The following is a 15,734-nucleotide window of genomic DNA, read 5'->3' as shown; positions in this document are numbered from 1 at the left end:
CCGGGAATACGAAGAAATCGGTTCTCCGTTGTGGTATCGAGTACACTGCTCTGTGAAAGTGCGACCGCACCGTGTTAATCCGGGATATCCACTCTCGGACGCCCCCAAAAGTCGGCGTGACGCCGCAGCGGTCGCTGATGACATGAGAGGGCTGGACCTTCCGCGAGGACCCGGCACGGGGAACACGTTTTCTGCCCGTGGTCCCGGCAGGCCTGCCTTCAACGGAGATTTAGGCAGGCCAAGCTGACGACGTTCCGAGACCTCGGAGTCACCCCAGAGATCGCCGATGCCCTTGAGACCGAGGGCATCATCGCGCCGTTCCCGATCCAGGAAATGGCACTCCCCCTGGCCCTCAACGGCCAGGACATCATCGGCCAGGCGCGCACCGGCACCGGCAAGACCTACGCCTTCGGCGTGGCGATGCTGCAGCGTGTCGGCAAGCCGAGGAAGAACCGCAAGAAGCCCCGCGGGCTGGTCGTCGTACCGACCCGCGAGCTCGCCGTCCAGGTCACCGAGGACCTCGTGACGGCGGCCGGCAAGCTCGGCTCGCGGATCCTCACCGTGTACGGCGGGCGCGCCTACGAACCCCAGATCGAGGCGCTCAAGCAGGGCGTCGACGTCATCGTCGGCACCCCGGGCCGCCTGCTCGACCTGGTCAAGCAGAAGCACCTCGACCTCAGCCAGATCGGGACGCTCGTCCTCGACGAGGCCGACCGGATGCTCGACCTGGGCTTCCTGCCCGACATCGAGCGCATCATCAAGCTCATCCCCGCGGAGCGGCAGACGATGCTGTTCTCCGCGACCCTGCCGGGCGAGATCGTCGCCCTGTCCAGGCGTTACCTCACCCGTCCCACCCACGTGCGGGCCGAGAACAACGACATCGAGGCCGAGGCGACCCCGCAGACGACGCAGTTCGTCTGGCGCACGCACCGGATGGACAAGATCGAGATCGTCGGCCGGCTGCTGCAGTGCGAGGGCCGCGGGCTCACGATGATCTTCTGTGAGACCAAGCGCGCCTGCGACATGGTCGTCGAGCAGCTCAAGGAGCGCGGCTTCGCCGCCGCGGCCGTGCACGGCGACCTCGGCCAGGGCCAGCGCGAGCAGGCCCTGCGGGCCTTCCGCAACGGCAAGATCGACGTGCTGGTCGCGACCGACGTCGCGGCGCGCGGCATCGACGTCGACGACGTCACCCACGTCGTCAACTACGACTGCCCGCAGGACGAGAAGGCGTACGTCCACCGGATCGGCCGCACCGGCCGGGCCGGCAAGACGGGCGTCGCGGTGACCTTCGTCGAGTGGGAGGACCTCACTCGCTGGAAGGTCATCAACAACGCGCTCTCGCTCGCCTTCCCCGAGCCGGTCGAGACCTACTCGACCTCCCCGCACGTCTTCAGCGACCTGGGCATCCCCGAGGGCACCAAGGGCGTGCTGCCGCGCGCCAACCGCTCCCGGGCGGGCCTGGCCGCCGAGGAGGTCGAGGATCTCGGTGAGACCGGCCGCATCCGCTCCCGCTCTCCCCGCAAGGGGCGCGAGGACGACCCCCGCAGGGGACGCGAGGACGATCGCGAGGAGCGCCGCGAGCGCCCCGCGCGCACGTCCCGCGAGCGCCGTCGCACCCGCGGAGGCCGTACCGGCGAGGAGATCCCCGCGCCGGTCGTGGCCGAGGAGGTTCAGCCCCCTGTCGTCGAGATCGCCGAGGTGGAGACGGACATGGCAGCCCGCAGGGACATCCGTGACGAGCAGCCCGCCGAGACCGCGCCCCGCAGGGGCCGGGCTCGCAAGGCCGGGCTGAACCCCGAGGTGAGCCTCGTCGGCACGGCAGAGACCCCGGCGACCCCGGCGACCCCGGCGACCCCGGCGACCCCGGCGGCCGCGGTTCACGCCGAGCCCACGGCGGAGGAGCCGGTTCGCCGGCAGCGCCGTGGCAGGCGCGAGCAGCCGGCGGCCCCGGCGATCTCGGAGGCCCCTTCGGCTCCGTCGTGGACCGAGGAGCGGGTGGCGGAGTTCACGGATCGCGGAGAGGACGACGACACCATGGCGGAGCGCTGGGACGACGAACCCGTGGTGGAGGCCTCCAAGCCCCGGCCGCAGCCCGAGAAGATCATCCCCCCGAGCCCGTTCGCGGTGATCTTCAAGTCGCCGGACCTCGCGTCGGAGGACGACGAGATCGCCCCCTCGGCGGCCTCGGAACGGGTGCAGAGCCGTCGCCGCCCGCCGGTGCGCGGTGGCCAGCAGCAGCGGGGAACGCGTCGCCCCAACTAGCAAGTGTCACCATGAGAAGGGGCGCGACCATGTCGGTGGCGCCCCTTTTCACGCTCCCGGCCCCTCCCGGACGCACGGAGCGATGTCACCAAGAGAGGTATCGTGGGGCCACGTGAGTACGCCGCGTTTTCTGACCCTGCCTCCTGGCGTCCGCTCTCGCCAGATCGAGACGGCGGTGGGCGCCTTCGCCGTACTGGAGGCCCTGCCCGTCAGCGGCATTCCCGAGCGGTGGCCCGCCCTGCTGGTTCCCGGCCTGACCGGCAGCAAGGAAGACTTCATCGCGGTCCTGCAGACGCTCGCTCAGTCGGGCCGTCAGGTCGTCGCGATCGACATGCGCGGCCAGTTCGAGACGAGCGGCCCTGACGACAGGAGCGCCTACACCTGCGCCGCGCTCGGCAACGACGTCGACGTCCTGGCCCAGGTGATCGGCCACGGCGGCCCGATCCACCTGGTCGGCCACTCGTTCGGCGGCCTGGTCACCCGGGAGGCGGTCATCGACGGCCGCACCCGGTTCGTGTCCTACACGCTCATGAGCTCCGGGCCCGCCGCGATCGTCGGGCCCCGCGAGCGCGCGGGCCGCTTCATGATCTCGGAGTTGCCCGGCGTCGGCCTGGAGCACCTGTGGCACACCCGGATGGAGCCGGAGGCCCTGGCCTCGGGGGTGTCCGACGAGATCATCGCCTTCCTGCGCAAGCGGCTGTTCGCCAACTCGACCGTCGGCATGATCACGATGACCGAGGAGGTGCTCTCCGCGCCGGACCGGTGCGACGATCTCACCCAGGTCGGCGTCGACACCCTGGTCCTGTACGGCGAGCACGACGACGGCTGGCCGCCGCGCATGCAGTCGGAGATGGCGCGCCGCCTGGACGCCGACTGCGTGGTCGTCCCCGGCGCGGCCCACTCCCCTGCGGTGGAGGCCCCGGAGACCACCGCCGCCGCCCTCATCCGCTTCTGGAACGCCGCCGAGAGCCGTCTGAGGAGCTGACCGGCCGGGGACCTTGTTGGACGGGCCGCCGGCCGCCGTGTAACCATGTGCCGACCATGGCCAGCATCGAGGACATCGAGGACATCGAGGACATCGTCGTCCAGCCCCCGCACACCGTGACGTGGCTGGTGCACATCGACCGCTCCATGTGGATCGGCGGGGTCGGCGGCCTCATGCTCCAGGCCCTGCACCCGCTCGCGATGCGCGGGGTCTGGCAGAACTCCGACTTCCGGCGGGATCCGTTCGGGAGGCTGCACCGTACGGCGGACTTCGTGGGCAGGGTCACCTTCGGCAGTCCCGCGGAGGCCGACGAGATCGGCCGCCGCGTCCGGGGGATCCACCGGCGGCTGCGCTTCGACGACCCCGACACCGGCCGGGTCCGCCGGGTGGACGACCCGGAGCTGCTGCTCTGGGTGCACTGCGCGGAGGTCTCCTCCTACCTGTCCGTGGCACGGCGGGCGGGCCTGGGGCTCGACGACCGCCAGGCCGACCGCTACCTGGCCGAGCAGCGCCGCAGCGCCACCTATGTCGGCCTGCACGCCGAGGACGTACCCGGCTCCGTGGCGGAGCTGGACGATTATCTCGCCTCGACGCGCCCGCTGCTGAGGGTCACCCCCGAGGCCGTGGCCACGGTCCGCTTCCTGATGTGGCCGCGCCTGCCCGCCGGGCTGCGCGCCCTCACCCCCGGCAAACCCGCCTACTTCCCCTTCGGGGCGCTCTGCTACTACGCGCTGCCCGGCTGGGCCAGGCGGATGTACGGCGTGCTGCCCGAGGTGCCGCCGGGCGCGGTGACCGCGGCGCTGAGGGCGTTCCGGCTGGCCATGGACACGCTTCCCGAGCGCGTCCACGACCGGGCGTTCATGCCCGCCACCCGCGAGATGCTCACCCGCTCGCGCGAGCGGCTCGGCGCGGCGGGCTACGACATGGCGGGAGGGCTCAGGGGACTGACCGACCCGCGCCGCTGGCCGTCCCGGCCCTCCTGACGGCACTGACGGCACTGACGGCACTGACGGCACTGACGGCACTGACGGCACTGACGGAACGCTCTCGCGAATGCGACCGCGGCCCCGGCCCGGTCGGGCAGGTCCCGCGGCTCAGTCGGCGAGGGCGGCCCAGGGCTCGCGGTCGTCGCCCGCGGCCTGGCCCTCGGGGCAGTGGCGGCGGAAGTCGCACCACGAGCACAGCGGGCCCGTACGGGGCGGGAAGGCCGCGTCGATCTCGGGGGGCACCGCGGGCGGGGTGCCGTCGCCGTCGCCGCGCGCCCTGGGCGGGGCGGTCCCCCTGGGCCGGGTGGTGGCCGACCACTCCTTGTAGCGCTCGTCGGCCTCGGAGGCCTCGACGGCGATCTCCTCGGCGTGGCCCAGGTGGCGGGCCAGCGACTCGTCGGTGTGCTCCCACTCCACGATCGAGGCGGTCGGCAGGTGGTGCAGCTCGACCCGGTGGCAGGGGCGGCGCATCATCCGGGAGGAGGCGATGGCGTAAACCGCCAGCGCGAGCGAGGAACGGGCGTCGTCGGTGCTCAGCGGGCGGCGGCCGGTCTTGTAGTCGACCACGACCAGCTCCTCGCCGCGCCGGTCGAGCCGGTCCACGCGGCCGGAGAGCGCCACGACGGAGGTGCGCGTGGCGACCGTGCGCTCGACGCCGACCGGCTCGGCGGACGGGTCGAGGCTCGCCACGTATCCGGAGACCATCTCCCCGGCCCGGTCGCGCCAGGTCCGCGACTGCTCGGCGTCACGGAAACCCTCGTTGATCCATCCCCTGGTGAGCAGGCTCGCCGCGACCTCGGGCGTGCGCCGCTCGTACGGCTCGCGCCACCAGGCGGCCAGGGCGTTGTGTACGCTGGCGCCCACGCTGTTGTGGGCCCACGGCGGGCCCTTCTGCGGCGTGGGCCGGTCCAGGTAGGTGAACCGGTAGCGGCGGGGGCAGTCGAGCCAGTTGTTCAGCCGCGACGGCGTGCAGGCGTAGAGCCGCCGCGGCATGCCCTCCAGGGGAAGTTGGTCCATTTAGAGCAGGTCGTTCCGGGGATTCAGCCGGATTCCCGCCGCGCGCGTGCCGTCGGTCAGCGGACCCTCCTCCTGCGGCGCCTCGGGGCCGCGGGTCAGCGAGCCGGAGAGCCAGGCGTCGAACTGGGGCTCCAGATCGCCGATGGTCGTCTCCTCGCCGTGCGCGGGCAGCACCCGGGTGCGGTGCGGCAGGGTGAACAGCCGCCCGCCGATGGCGGTCAGCTGGTCGGCCAGGGCGGGATACTCACCGCCGATCCTGCCGGGGCCGTCGGCCTGGAGGGTCTTGCCGGTGAAGACCACGTCCAGGGCCTCGCAGTACAGCGACACGCCGCCGTGGGAGATGCCCGGGGTGGACATGACCTCCAGCTGGACGCCGCCGACCTCGAACAGGCCCTCGTCCTCCATGTCGATGTCCGGCCAGGTGTCGGGCCAGGTCAGCCGCCACAGTGGCCGGTCCTTCGGGTGGAGTGCGACCACCGCCTCGTCTCTGGCCGCGACCTCGATGGCCGCGCCCACGTGGTCGGGCAGGCCGTGGGTGCAGATGATCGCCAGCACCTCACGCTCGCCGACCTTCTCCAGGATCTTCTCCGCGTCGCGCGCGGCGTCGATGACGATGACATCCTCGTCGTCACCCAGGATCCACGTGTTGTTCTCGACCTTGTGCTCGACGCCGTCGACATCGACGACGCCCTCGGTCACCACTCGCTCGATACGCGCTGTCACGCTTCCGAACTTTACTGCCTCCCCCCGCCCTCCGGTTCGGACGCGAGGGTCAAGGCTCCGGAGAAGGAGCGGGCGGGGGCTCCGGAGAAGGAGCGGGCGGGGAGGGCGAGGGCGGCCCGGCGGGAGGGCGGGCGCGCGGGCGGTGTCAGGGTGCCGGGACGTCCAGACGCGGGGAGAACGCCCCGAAGGGCAGGTCGAGGGTCTGGTCCTGGTCGCGCAGGTCGCGCAGGGACAGCTCGGCCAGGGTGATCAGGTAACCGGCCTCGGGCGGCCACACGACCGCCCACAGCCAGTTTCCGAGTGCCTCACCCGCGTAGACGGCCCGGTCGGGGGCGGCGGTGACGCACCACAGGGCGGCCGGATGGCCCCTGACGGCGATCTTGGCGTGCGGCGGGCCCGTGTCGAACCCGGTCCCCGGATCGGTGCCCTCCAGCCCCGCGAACGCCGCGCCGAGCCCCACTCCGGGCTCCTCGGCGATGATCAGCAGGTCGGCGGGACCATGGGTCAGCGAGGGACCGGAGAGCGCGACCACGGTGGCCCGCACGTCGCTGCGCTCGTCGCCCACCTCGCCGAACCCCGTGACCAGCCACCCCGTGGGCAGCGGCCAGGGGACCCAGACGGGTACGCGGGAACCTCGGGTGACGGCCTCCACCGCGGCGGAGGACGGAGGTCTGGGTGGCTGGAACGGCAGGACATCGCCGTGGGGACCGCATCTCCAGGAGCTTGACCAAGCACTCGGCGGACGAAGCGGGCCGAAACACCGTGGGCACGTAGGGGCGGCTTTCACGACTACCCACGCTGCTTCTTCGGCGGGCCATCCGTCAAGAGGCTTGGTCGTTATCACAACGTAATCTTTTCCATGTGCGCGTAAATTGTGTCGGAGCGATCATCCTTGACGGCTCGGGGCGGATGCTTCTGGTCCGCCGTGGCCGGCCGCCCGGTGAGGGCCTGTGGTCCATCCCCGGCGGGCGGGTCGAACCCGGGGAGTCCGATCCCGAGGCGGTCGCCAGGGAGGTCCTCGAGGAGACCGGCCTGACGGTCGTCCCCGGGCTCCTGGCCGGGACCGTGGACCGCCCCGGCCCCGGCGGCGCCGTCTACGAGATCCGCGACTATCTCGCCGTCGTCTCCGGTGGCACGCTCGCCGCCGGGGACGACGCCGCGGACGCCCGCTGGTTCGCCCCCGAGGAGCTCGCGCGCCTCCCCCTCGCCCCGGGCCTGCTGGACGCGCTGGTCGAGTGGGCGGTCATCGCGCCCGGGTGAGCTCGCGGGGTCCGGTCACGGGACCGCCGCGAGCGTGGAGCACCGCGGTTCCCGGTGCTTCCCTGTGCTTTCCGGTGCTTTCCGGTGCTTTCCGGTCATCGCGACGAGGTGAGCGTGGAACGCCACAGGGTGAGGTGGTCCGCGCTGTAGGTGGTGGAGCGGCCCAGGGCCACGACCTGGCCGCCGGAGACCGCCACCGCGCCGAGCCACTGGGCGCCGTCTCCGTCCAGGCCGCCCTGGCTCGGGGTGTGGCGCTGCCACTTCAGCCCGTCCTCAGAGGTCCAGGCCGCGCTGTCTCCGGCCCCCGGCACCCCGTGCCAGCCGACGGCCACCACGCCCTCCGGCGTCGCGGCGAGGTCCTGGACGGCGGACGCCCGGTCCGCGGGGAACCAGGAGAACTCCCAGCTCGCCCCGTTGTCGTCCGACACCGCGCCGAAGGCCTTCGTGCCGTCCTCGGTCCTGGCCGTGCCCGCCGCGACGACGTACCCGCCGTACAGGACCACGTGCCGCAGGCCCGCGGACGTCGCCCCCGGGGGCAGGACCGGTTTGCGCGCGGTCCAGTTGACCCCGTCGGCCGACACCCAGACCACCCCGGTCTCGCGCTCGGCCGTGCCGGTGCCGCCGACCGCCACGTACCCGGACGAGGTCGCCGAGACGTCGTGCAGCCGCACCCCCGTACCGCCCGCGGGAAGCTTGGCCGCCCTGGAGTAGCGCTTGAGGTCGGTGGAGAACCACAGGACGGGCACTGTGGCGGCGGGTCCGCGGTCCTCGCCCGCGATGACGTAGCCGGACGGCCCCGCCGCCACCGCGTGCGGGGCGAGGAAGTCGTGGTCGCCCGCCGGGGCGAGGGGACCCAGCACCGGCACCCTGCGCCAGCTCTGGCCGTCGGAGGAGGTGAGCAGCAGCGGCTCGGTGGAGGAGGCGTCGGTCATCGTGCTGCCCGCGGCCAGCCAGCCCCGCCTGCCGTGCGCGACGTCGGCGAGCGCCTGCCGCCTGGGGCCGCCGAGGAGCTGCGCCGGGCCGCCGGCCTTCCAGTCCTCGCCGCTCGCGCTGCTCCAGATCCCGGCGTCGCCGGAGACGGCGCCGACCGCGACGAACCTGCCGTCCCCCGCGGCCACCCTGGCCGTCTCGCGGGCGGCTCTGGCGAGGCCCTGGATCCCGCTCAGGGGCACCGGCCTCGGCTCGCCGCCCTTGGGCGCGGTGATGAGGACCACCCGGTTGTCCACGTCGGCGGCGCGCTCGTCGCCGCCGACGACGAGCGTGCCGGTGTCGGACAGCGCGAGTGCCCGCAGCGAGCCCGGCACCTCGCCGAGGTCGGTGGTCCTGCTCCAGTCGCGGCCGTCCTCGCTGGTGTGGACGGTGTAGCGCTCGAAGCCCGACTCGACGACCGCGGCCACCCCCGCCGAGGAGGAGGCGAGGCGCTTGACGCCCGTGCCCTCGGGCCCCAGGCCGGTGATGGTGCCACAGGCCTTCCAGTCGGCGCCCTCGGGCGAGCAGTAGACGCGGACCTCGCCCTTGTCGCTGCGCTGCTGGGTCGGTACGAGCACGAACCCGCCGGCGGCCACGGCCAGCGCGCCCGGCTCCGGGACGACGTCGTTGAGCGCGGTGCCGGTCCGCTGCCAGCTCCTGCCCCCGTCGGCCGAGCGCAGGATGACCGAGGTGGACTGGCCCTGGGCCGGGTCGGCCAGCGCGACGACGGCGTCCCCCCTGGCGACGACCGCCTTGATGCCGCGCACCTTGTCCGGCATGCCGATCTCGCGGGTCTCCACCCGGTCCCAGGCACGTCCGTCCGGGGAGACCCAGGCGACGGCCCCGGTGGTGCCGTCGTCCAGTACGGCCGCGCCGACCGCGACGAACCCGGAGCCGGTCCTGGCCAGATCCATGATCTTGTCCCCGCGCGTGAAGGCGCCCAGCTCGCCGGGGTCGGCGGCGGTCCAGGCCTGGCCGTCGGAGCTGGTCCACAGGCCGTGCCCGGAGCCGAGGGGGTCGTTGCCCGCGGCCAGCCAGAGGCCGTCGCCGCCCGCCACCCGGCCCACCGTGGTCGGTCCCGTCTCATGCCCCTCCGGGCCGGTCACCGTGCCCAGCCGCCAGGTCGTGCCGCCGTCGGGAGAGACCAGGAACAGCGGTCTGGGGACCGGGCTGGTGGTGTCGCTGCCGACCGCGACCATGACGGAGCCCACCGAGGCCACCGCGTTGAGCACCTGGTTGGACCCGTTGCCGCCGACACCTGCCTGCGGCACGAAGTTGTCGTCGCCCGAGCTCACCTCGTCGCCGACCAGCCGGAGACCGGTGGCGAACGGGCTGCTCACCCAGCCCCACAGGACCAGGCCACCGCCGACCGCGACGGTGAGGACCAGAACCATCAGGAACGGGATCGCCAGGCCCCGGCCGCGCCTGCGCCTGGTCGGGGTGGAACGGCGCACGGCGGAGGGCGCGCTGGCCGGGCGGTGGTGCCGCCCGCCGTTCGGCCCCCGCCTGTCGGGCGGGCCCTGCGCGACGAGCAGGTCGGGCCTGGCGGGCCTGCCGCCCGGCGGGCGCCCCACCCGGCGTACGGGCTCGAAGTCGTCCTCGACCGGCACGGAGGACCACTCGGGCCCGGCAGGCCACTCAGGTCCTGGGCCGGGCGCCGATCCGCGATCCGGACCGGTGTCCGGCCTGGCCCGCGCTCCGGGTTCAGCCCTGGGCTCGGGGCCGGGTTCCGGGGCCGGTTCCGGCGTCGCCGCGATGCTCGGCTCGACCCTGATCCGGTCCTCGGGCGCGGGTGGCGGCGGAGGCTCCGTCCGTTCGTCCCTCGCCGGCTCTCGGGGGGGCGCCGAGGCGACCAGGAGATCGGGCCGCTCCGCCCTTCTCCTGCCCCTGCGCTCGGGGGCCGGCCCGGAGGCGACCAGGAGGTCCGGACGGTCCGCCAGGCGCGGCCGCCCCTGCTCGGGCGTGGCGTGGCGTCCCTGCCCCGCGGGTCTCTCCTCCTCGGGCGGAGGAGAGACGGCAGGGCCGGCGGGAGGCTGCTGCGGGGGCGGGGGTCCGGCGGGCCGGGCGGGAGGCTGGGGTGCGGGGCCGTAGGGGCGGGCGTACGGGCGGCGGCGCTCGCCGCCCAGTCCCTCGGGGCGGGCCTGGGGCGGCTCGCTGTCGTCCGGGGTGGGTGCCGCGAACGGCGGGAGCATCCACGGGGAGGCCATGGGGCGCCCTCGCGCCCCGTCGTCGGAGGGGCCCGGCGGGGAGTGCTGGATCGTCGGCGGGGACGTGTGGGACTCCTGGGACCTGCCTTCGTGCACAGCATCGTCGTGAACGCCGTCGTCGTCCGCCGGCCACTCTTGCGAGCGCGGGTCGTGAGGGCCCGAGGCCACGCTCAGCACCTCCTTGCAGGAAGCCCGTTCCAGCCCGGAGTCACCACCCCGGACCGTTCCAGTCGTCTCCGTAACAGCAGGCCGCAACCCCTACGGATGCGGCAAATCGCACGCGACCCTACTACTACCCCGTTCTCCGGAAACGATCACCTCCCACGGCCGGATACCCGGCCCCGTCCGTACACAGTCAAGAGCAACACGTCCGGGCCGCGATGACGAGACCTCTCTAGTCAGATTTATCAACCGAGCGCCGGAATTGTCAGGTTTTATCCTTTAAATTTCAAAAACATCAGCCACTGGAAGATCCCCCTGAATCCTCCGTCGCGGGGACCGGACGGCCGGCGGACCCGAGACCGCCTCGGCGCCGGCCGCCCCGCCCCCTCTCGGCGTCGCGGAGCATGACCTTTTCGGCCATCAGCCACGACTTTTCCGGTTAATCCGCCTTGAATGACGCCTCGATCCGCCTAGAGTCGCGAATCACCACGATCATCAGCGGCCCGCCTCCGGCGACAAGCTCCTCGGCAAGAAGCTCTTCGCGAAAAATCCGGTGTCGTCCGCCCGTGTGCGGATTAGTTCACAGACTCCCGGAACGATGGCATGTACACCTGACTTCACAACCCACCACCCCAGGGAGCAGATATGACACGGCTGGGGCCCGTATACACACTGGCGGCAGGAGCGGTGATGGCCGTCGCCCTCGGCGTGGCCAGCGCCACCACCTCACCCACCACACAGACCGTCAACGCGCAGGACGACGCACCCCCTCCGGTGGCCCAGGTCACCACGGTGGCGTCGCCGACGCCGGAGCCGGAGGTCGTCAAGACGGCCAAGCCCACCCCCGTCAAGGCCGACTACGCCGGGCGGGTCACCGGCAACGGCGGGCTGATCGCCATCTCCATCAGGAACGGCAAGGCGGTCGGCTACTTCTGCGACGGCAAGATCGAGGCCTGGATGAAGGGCAAGGCCGCCGACGGCAAGGTCACCCTGTCCGGTCGCCACGGCGCCTCGCTCACCGCCCAGCTCGGCGGCGGCAGGGCCGCGGGGAGCCTCGGTTTCGACGGCAGGAAGTGGAGCTTCAAGGCTCCGACCGTGAAGAAGCCCTCCGGCCTCTACAGGGCGACCGCGCTCGTGCGCGGCGCGAACGTCCGCGCCGGATGGATCTACCTCGACGACGGCACCAGGGTCGGCCTCACCCTCGTGGGCGACAAGGTCGCCGACGTGCCGATCCCCGAGCCGGGCGAGAACGCCGTCGTGAACGGCGTGGAGGTCGATCCGCAGGACGTCGACGAGTTCATCGAGGGGTTCTGATGAGTGACACGCAGATCACACCTGTCCAGGACCGGCAGCCGAACAACCTCGCGCCGCTCCTCGTCCCGCTCGTCGTCGGCGGGCTGGTCGCGGTCGGGCTGGGCGTCTACGGGCGGGTCCACGCGCCCACCGGGTACGCGATCGGCCTGGCCGGATTCTCCGGGGCGCTGGCCATGAAGGCCTGGCTCACCACCGGCGCGTTCCTGCTGGCACTGGTCCAGCTCTTCTCCGCGCTGGTCATGTGGGGCCGGATCAAGCTGGACGTGCCGTGGATCGGGACCCTGCACCGCTGGTCGGGGCGGGTGGCGTTCATCCTGACGATCCCGGTGGCGCTCCACTGCCTGTACGCGCTGGGCACCCAGTTCGACGTGCCGCGCGTGATGATCCACTCGCTGCTCGGCTGCTTCTTCTACGGTGTCTTCACCGCGAAGATGCTGTCGCTGCCCAAGCGGGGCCTGCCCGGCTGGACCCTCCCGGTCCTCGGCGGGCTGACCTTCGTCGCCCTGACCGGCCTCTGGCTGACCTCGTCGTTCTGGTTCTTCACCACCATCGGGGTCAAGCTGTAGGCGGGGTGAAGGCCGTGGTGCGCCGCAGACCTGCGGCCCTGCCCTTCGCCGCGACCACCAGCGCCATCTTCCTGGACGCCTCGTCGATCATCTCGTCGCCGAGCATGACCGCGCCGCGCCTCTCGACCGTCGTGTAGTACTCGTACGCGTCGAGGATCAGCTCGGCGTGGTCATAGTCCTCCTGCGACGGCGAGAACACCTCGTTCGCGATCTCGATCTGGGAGGGGTGCAGCACCCACTTCCCGTCGAATCCGAGCGCCGCGGCCCGCCCCGCCACGCGGCGGAAGCCGTCCAGGTCCCTGATCGCCAGGTACGGGCCGTCGATGGCCTGCAGGTCGTGCGTCCTGGCGGCCATCAGGATCCGCATCAGGATGTAGTGGTAGGCGTCGCCCTCGGTGTAGCCGGGCGGCTGCTCCCCGACCACCAGGGTCCGCATGTTGATCGAGGCCATGAAGTCGGCCGGGCCGAACACGAGCGTCTCCAGGCGCGGGGACGCTCCGCCGATGGCGTCCACGTTGACCAGGCCCCTGGCGTTCTCGATCTGGGCCTCGATGCCGATCCGGCCGACCGGGAGGCCGTTCGCCCTCTCGATCTGGGTGAGGAGCGTGTCGAGCCACATCACCTGGGCCGCGTCCTCCACCTTGGGCAGCATCAGGCAGTCGACGAACTCCCCCGCGCCCTCCACGACCTCGATGACGTCCCGGTAGGTCCACTGGGTGCCGAGGTCGTTGACCCGGACGACCCTCGTCCTGCCCGACCAGTCGCCCTCGCGCAGGGCGGCCACGATGTTCTTGCGCGCGCCCTCCTTGGCGAGCGGCGCGACGGAGTCCTCCAGGTCGAGGAAGACCTCGTCGGCGGGGAGCCCCTGCGCCTTCTCCAGGAATCTGGGGTTGCTGCCGGGCACCGCGAGGCACGATCGTCGGGAACGCATGGGGAACACGCTAACGCCCGTCGGGGGACGGACGACAGACCGGACGGACGTTATGGCGTCCGCACAAAGACCCCGCTTCGTTCTTGGCGATGATCTCGTAGGACCCTTGCCGGAGATGTCAGAAGAATGGACATCAAGAATCTGCCAAAGGAGACACGCACCATGGCAAACGCTTCTTCGGTGGCCAGGCCCGCCGTACTGTCCGACCTCATCCCGGCCTCCCGCGTCCGCGACGTCGCGCTCGTGGTCGGTGGCGCCGCCCTGACGGGCCTGGCGGCGCAGCTCAGCTTCCCGCTGCCCGGCTCGCCGGTGCCGGTCAGCGGCCAGACCTTCGCGGTCGTGCTGGTCGGCGCCGCCCTCGGCATGAACCGCGCGGTGCTGAGCATGGCGCTCTACATGCTGGCCGGTGTCGCGGGCGTGCCGTGGTTCGCCGACGGCGCCTCCGGCTTCGGCGGAGCGTCCTTCGGGTACGTCATCGGCTTCATCGCCGCGGCGGCCGTCGTCGGCAAGCTCGCCGAGCGCGGCGGTGACCGCACCGTCCCGCGCACGATCGGCACGATGATCCTCGGCAACCTGGTCATCTACGCCTTCGGCCTGCCGGTCCTCGTCGCCGTCGCCCAGGTGGATCTCGCCACCGGCCTCGCCCTGGGCGTGGTGCCCTTCCTGCTGGGCGACGCCCTCAAGATCGTCGTCGCGGCGGGGCTGCTCCCGGCGGCCTGGAGGCTCTCGCGACGCTGACCTCGCGGCGTGTATGGCCTGTACCGCCATTCGGGGAGGCACAGGCCGTACATTCGTCTCATGGGTGTGATCGAGGAGGGCGCGAAGAAGTCGAGCGTCCTGTGGCTGTCGCTGGACCGGCCCCGGCTGGCCTGGCACACCTGGCACGACGGCGCGATCTACCTGGTCACCGGCGGGGGCGAGCAGCCGCTGCCGGGGCTGGCCGAGGCCGGGGAGGTACGGGTGACGCTGCGCAGCAAGGACAACGGCGGGCACCTGGTGGCCTTCGAGGCCTCCGTGGAGGTGGTGGACCAGGCGGAGGCCCCCGACGCGGTCGCGGCGCTCGCCAAGGAACGGCTCAACGCCCCCGACGGCACGAGGCTCCTGGAGCGCTGGGCGGCGGCCTCCAAGGTCATACGCCTGGTCCCGCGCGAACCCGCCTGACCGCCGCCACCGTCCGGCACGGCCCCGTCGGCCGCCGGGTCCATCCGGCGACGCTCACACCGGCCCATCCCGGCATGTCGCCCCATCCCGGTCCACCCCGGCTCATCCCGGCTCATCCCGGCACACAGGCTCATCCCACGGGAGCCGGTTCCCCGGTCTCTCGCACGGGTACGGGCGCCGGCAGCGCGGCCGTGGCCCGCTGGGCCAGGTAGGCGCCGACCAGGACGATCACCCCGCCCGCGACCTGGAAGGGCCCGAGCGCCTCGCCCAGCAGGATCCAGGCGACCACCGCCCCGGCGATGACCTCCAGCGAGGCGACCGTGGAGCCGATGGCGGCCGACAGGCGGCGGATCGCGAGAACGCCAAGAATGTAGGCGGCGGCCGTGGCGACCACGATCAGCCAGACCAGCGCCCCGACGACCGGCAGCGTGTGGCCGCCCTCGGGGGTGGCGGTCCCGCTGAGCGCCCCCCAGGGGATGTTCCACGGCCGGGAGATCGGCAGGAGCGCCACGGCGGCGCCGAGCAGGCCCCAGGCGATCAGGCCGAGCGGGTCGACGTCGTCGCCGAAGCTGTCGCTGAGCAGGAAGTATCCGGCGCAGCCCGTCATCGCGGCGAAGGCGAGCAGCAGTCCCACCGGGTCGAGGGCGAGACCCGACCAGACCTCCACCACGATGCCGAGCCCGACCACGGCGACGACGGCACCGACGAAGGCCGCCCGCGGCAGCCGTACCCGCCGGACGAACCGCACCCAGAGCACCACCACCACCGGCGAGGTGTACTCGATCAGCAGGGTGACGCCGACCGGCAGCCGGGTGATCGCCGCGAAGAACAGCGCCTGCACACCGGCGACCGCGATCATCGCGTACGCCAGGAGGAACGGCAGCCGCGAGCGGGGGATGCGCAGCGCCGAGGGCCGGGCGACCGCGAGGATGCCGACGAGCAGCAGCCCGGCGCCCGCCATGCGGACCCAGACCGCCTCCAGCGGGGCCAGTCCCGCCGCGCCCAGATATTTGGCCATGGGTCCCGAGAAGGCGAAGCACAGGGAGGACGCGAGCGCGATCAGCAGTCCTGCACGTCTCATGACCCACCGTTTCCGTAATTACCGTTAAGCACGTTTGATGCTGGCATGTCGAGATATCGGACAGCAAGCCGATTCCGGATCGTGAGCCGGGGTGCGTGGCAGCGACCGGT

Annotated in this window: 14 protein-coding genes; 8 read left to right on the top strand and 6 right to left on the bottom strand. The window is 72.4% G+C overall.

Translation table 11 applies throughout. The features are described 5' to 3' along the window. The first annotated feature begins 333 nt into the window (after positions 1-333). The 3 genes from ACTOQ1_RS17980 (at position 334) to ACTOQ1_RS17970 (ending at position 4,230) form a co-directional block, all read left to right on the top strand. Positions 334-2,262, top strand: a complete 1,929-nt coding sequence (locus ACTOQ1_RS17980; protein WP_440068500.1) for a DEAD/DEAH box helicase — start codon at positions 334-336, stop codon at positions 2,260-2,262. A 112-nt stretch (positions 2,263-2,374) separates the two neighbouring features. After that, positions 2,375-3,247 carry an alpha/beta fold hydrolase gene (locus ACTOQ1_RS17975; RefSeq protein WP_440068498.1) on the top strand — a complete coding sequence of 291 codons (873 nt, stop codon included), beginning with the start codon at positions 2,375-2,377 and terminating at the stop codon, positions 3,245-3,247. Between the two features lie 56 nt (positions 3,248-3,303). Next, positions 3,304-4,230: an oxygenase MpaB family protein gene (locus ACTOQ1_RS17970; RefSeq protein WP_440068496.1), complete on the top strand. Its 927-nt coding sequence runs from the start codon at positions 3,304-3,306 to the stop codon at positions 4,228-4,230. A gap of 111 nt (positions 4,231-4,341) precedes the next feature. On the opposite strand, the gene ACTOQ1_RS17965 is transcribed toward ACTOQ1_RS17970, so the two are convergent. From ACTOQ1_RS17965 to ACTOQ1_RS17955, 3 genes are all read right to left on the bottom strand, one after another. Then, a complete protein-coding gene (locus ACTOQ1_RS17965) occupies positions 4,342-5,250 on the bottom strand; it encodes a RecB family exonuclease (protein WP_440068494.1) in 909 nt (302 codons plus the stop codon). Continuing rightward, the gene (locus tag ACTOQ1_RS17960) at positions 5,251-5,973 is read right to left on the bottom strand and encodes an MBL fold metallo-hydrolase (RefSeq protein WP_440068492.1); all 723 of its coding nucleotides are present in this window, start codon (positions 5,971-5,973) and stop codon (positions 5,251-5,253) included. Positions 5,974-6,118: 145 nt separating this feature from the next. After that, complete coding sequence (locus tag ACTOQ1_RS17955) at positions 6,119-6,760, bottom strand: DUF6758 family protein (RefSeq protein ID WP_440068490.1); 642 nt, start codon at positions 6,758-6,760, stop codon at positions 6,119-6,121. 74 nt (positions 6,761-6,834) lie between these two features. On the opposite strand from ACTOQ1_RS17955, the gene ACTOQ1_RS17950 reads away from it, so the two are divergent. Further along, positions 6,835-7,233, top strand: coding sequence for an NUDIX hydrolase (locus ACTOQ1_RS17950; protein ID WP_440068489.1), 399 nt, complete (start codon positions 6,835-6,837; stop codon positions 7,231-7,233). A 95-nt stretch (positions 7,234-7,328) separates the two neighbouring features. On the opposite strand, the gene ACTOQ1_RS17945 is transcribed toward ACTOQ1_RS17950, so the two are convergent. Continuing rightward, positions 7,329-10,505, bottom strand: a complete 3,177-nt coding sequence (locus ACTOQ1_RS17945; protein WP_440068487.1) for a hypothetical protein — start codon at positions 10,503-10,505, stop codon at positions 7,329-7,331. Between the two features lie 756 nt (positions 10,506-11,261). On the opposite strand from ACTOQ1_RS17945, the gene ACTOQ1_RS17940 reads away from it, so the two are divergent. Both ACTOQ1_RS17940 and ACTOQ1_RS17935 read left to right on the top strand, forming a co-directional pair. After that, the gene (locus ACTOQ1_RS17940) at positions 11,262-11,885 is read left to right on the top strand and encodes a hypothetical protein (protein ID WP_440068485.1); all 624 of its coding nucleotides are present in this window, start codon (positions 11,262-11,264) and stop codon (positions 11,883-11,885) included. Continuing rightward, complete coding sequence (locus tag ACTOQ1_RS17935; protein ID WP_440068484.1) at positions 11,885-12,451, top strand: DUF6529 family protein; 567 nt, start codon at positions 11,885-11,887, stop codon at positions 12,449-12,451. Before ACTOQ1_RS17940 ends, ACTOQ1_RS17935 begins: the two co-directional genes overlap by 1 nt. On the opposite strand, the gene ACTOQ1_RS17930 is transcribed toward ACTOQ1_RS17935, so the two are convergent. Beyond that, positions 12,441-13,382, bottom strand: a complete 942-nt coding sequence (locus ACTOQ1_RS17930) for an HpcH/HpaI aldolase/citrate lyase family protein (protein ID WP_440068482.1) — start codon at positions 13,380-13,382, stop codon at positions 12,441-12,443. The two genes, ACTOQ1_RS17935 and ACTOQ1_RS17930, sit on opposite strands and share 11 nt — an antisense overlap. Positions 13,383-13,544: 162 nt before the next feature. On the opposite strand from ACTOQ1_RS17930, the gene ACTOQ1_RS17925 reads away from it, so the two are divergent. Further along, positions 13,545-14,120, top strand: a complete 576-nt coding sequence (locus ACTOQ1_RS17925; protein WP_440068480.1) for a biotin transporter BioY — start codon at positions 13,545-13,547, stop codon at positions 14,118-14,120. Between the two features lie 60 nt (positions 14,121-14,180). Continuing rightward, positions 14,181-14,543: a hypothetical protein gene (locus ACTOQ1_RS17920; RefSeq protein ID WP_440068478.1), complete on the top strand. Its 363-nt coding sequence runs from the start codon at positions 14,181-14,183 to the stop codon at positions 14,541-14,543. 130 nt (positions 14,544-14,673) lie between these two features. Here the strand turns inward: ACTOQ1_RS17920 and ACTOQ1_RS17915 are convergent, their stop codons facing one another. Beyond that, positions 14,674-15,624, bottom strand: a complete 951-nt coding sequence (locus ACTOQ1_RS17915; RefSeq protein WP_440068476.1) for an EamA family transporter — start codon at positions 15,622-15,624, stop codon at positions 14,674-14,676. Between the last annotated feature and the right edge of the window lie 110 nt (positions 15,625-15,734).

The organism is Streptosporangium sp. OZ121, from assembly GCF_051918885.1.
Lineage (GTDB): Bacteria > Actinomycetota > Actinomycetes > Streptosporangiales > Streptosporangiaceae > Streptosporangium.
Note: the sequence above shows the minus strand (reverse complement) of the source record. Positions and strands in the feature narration are given on the sequence as shown.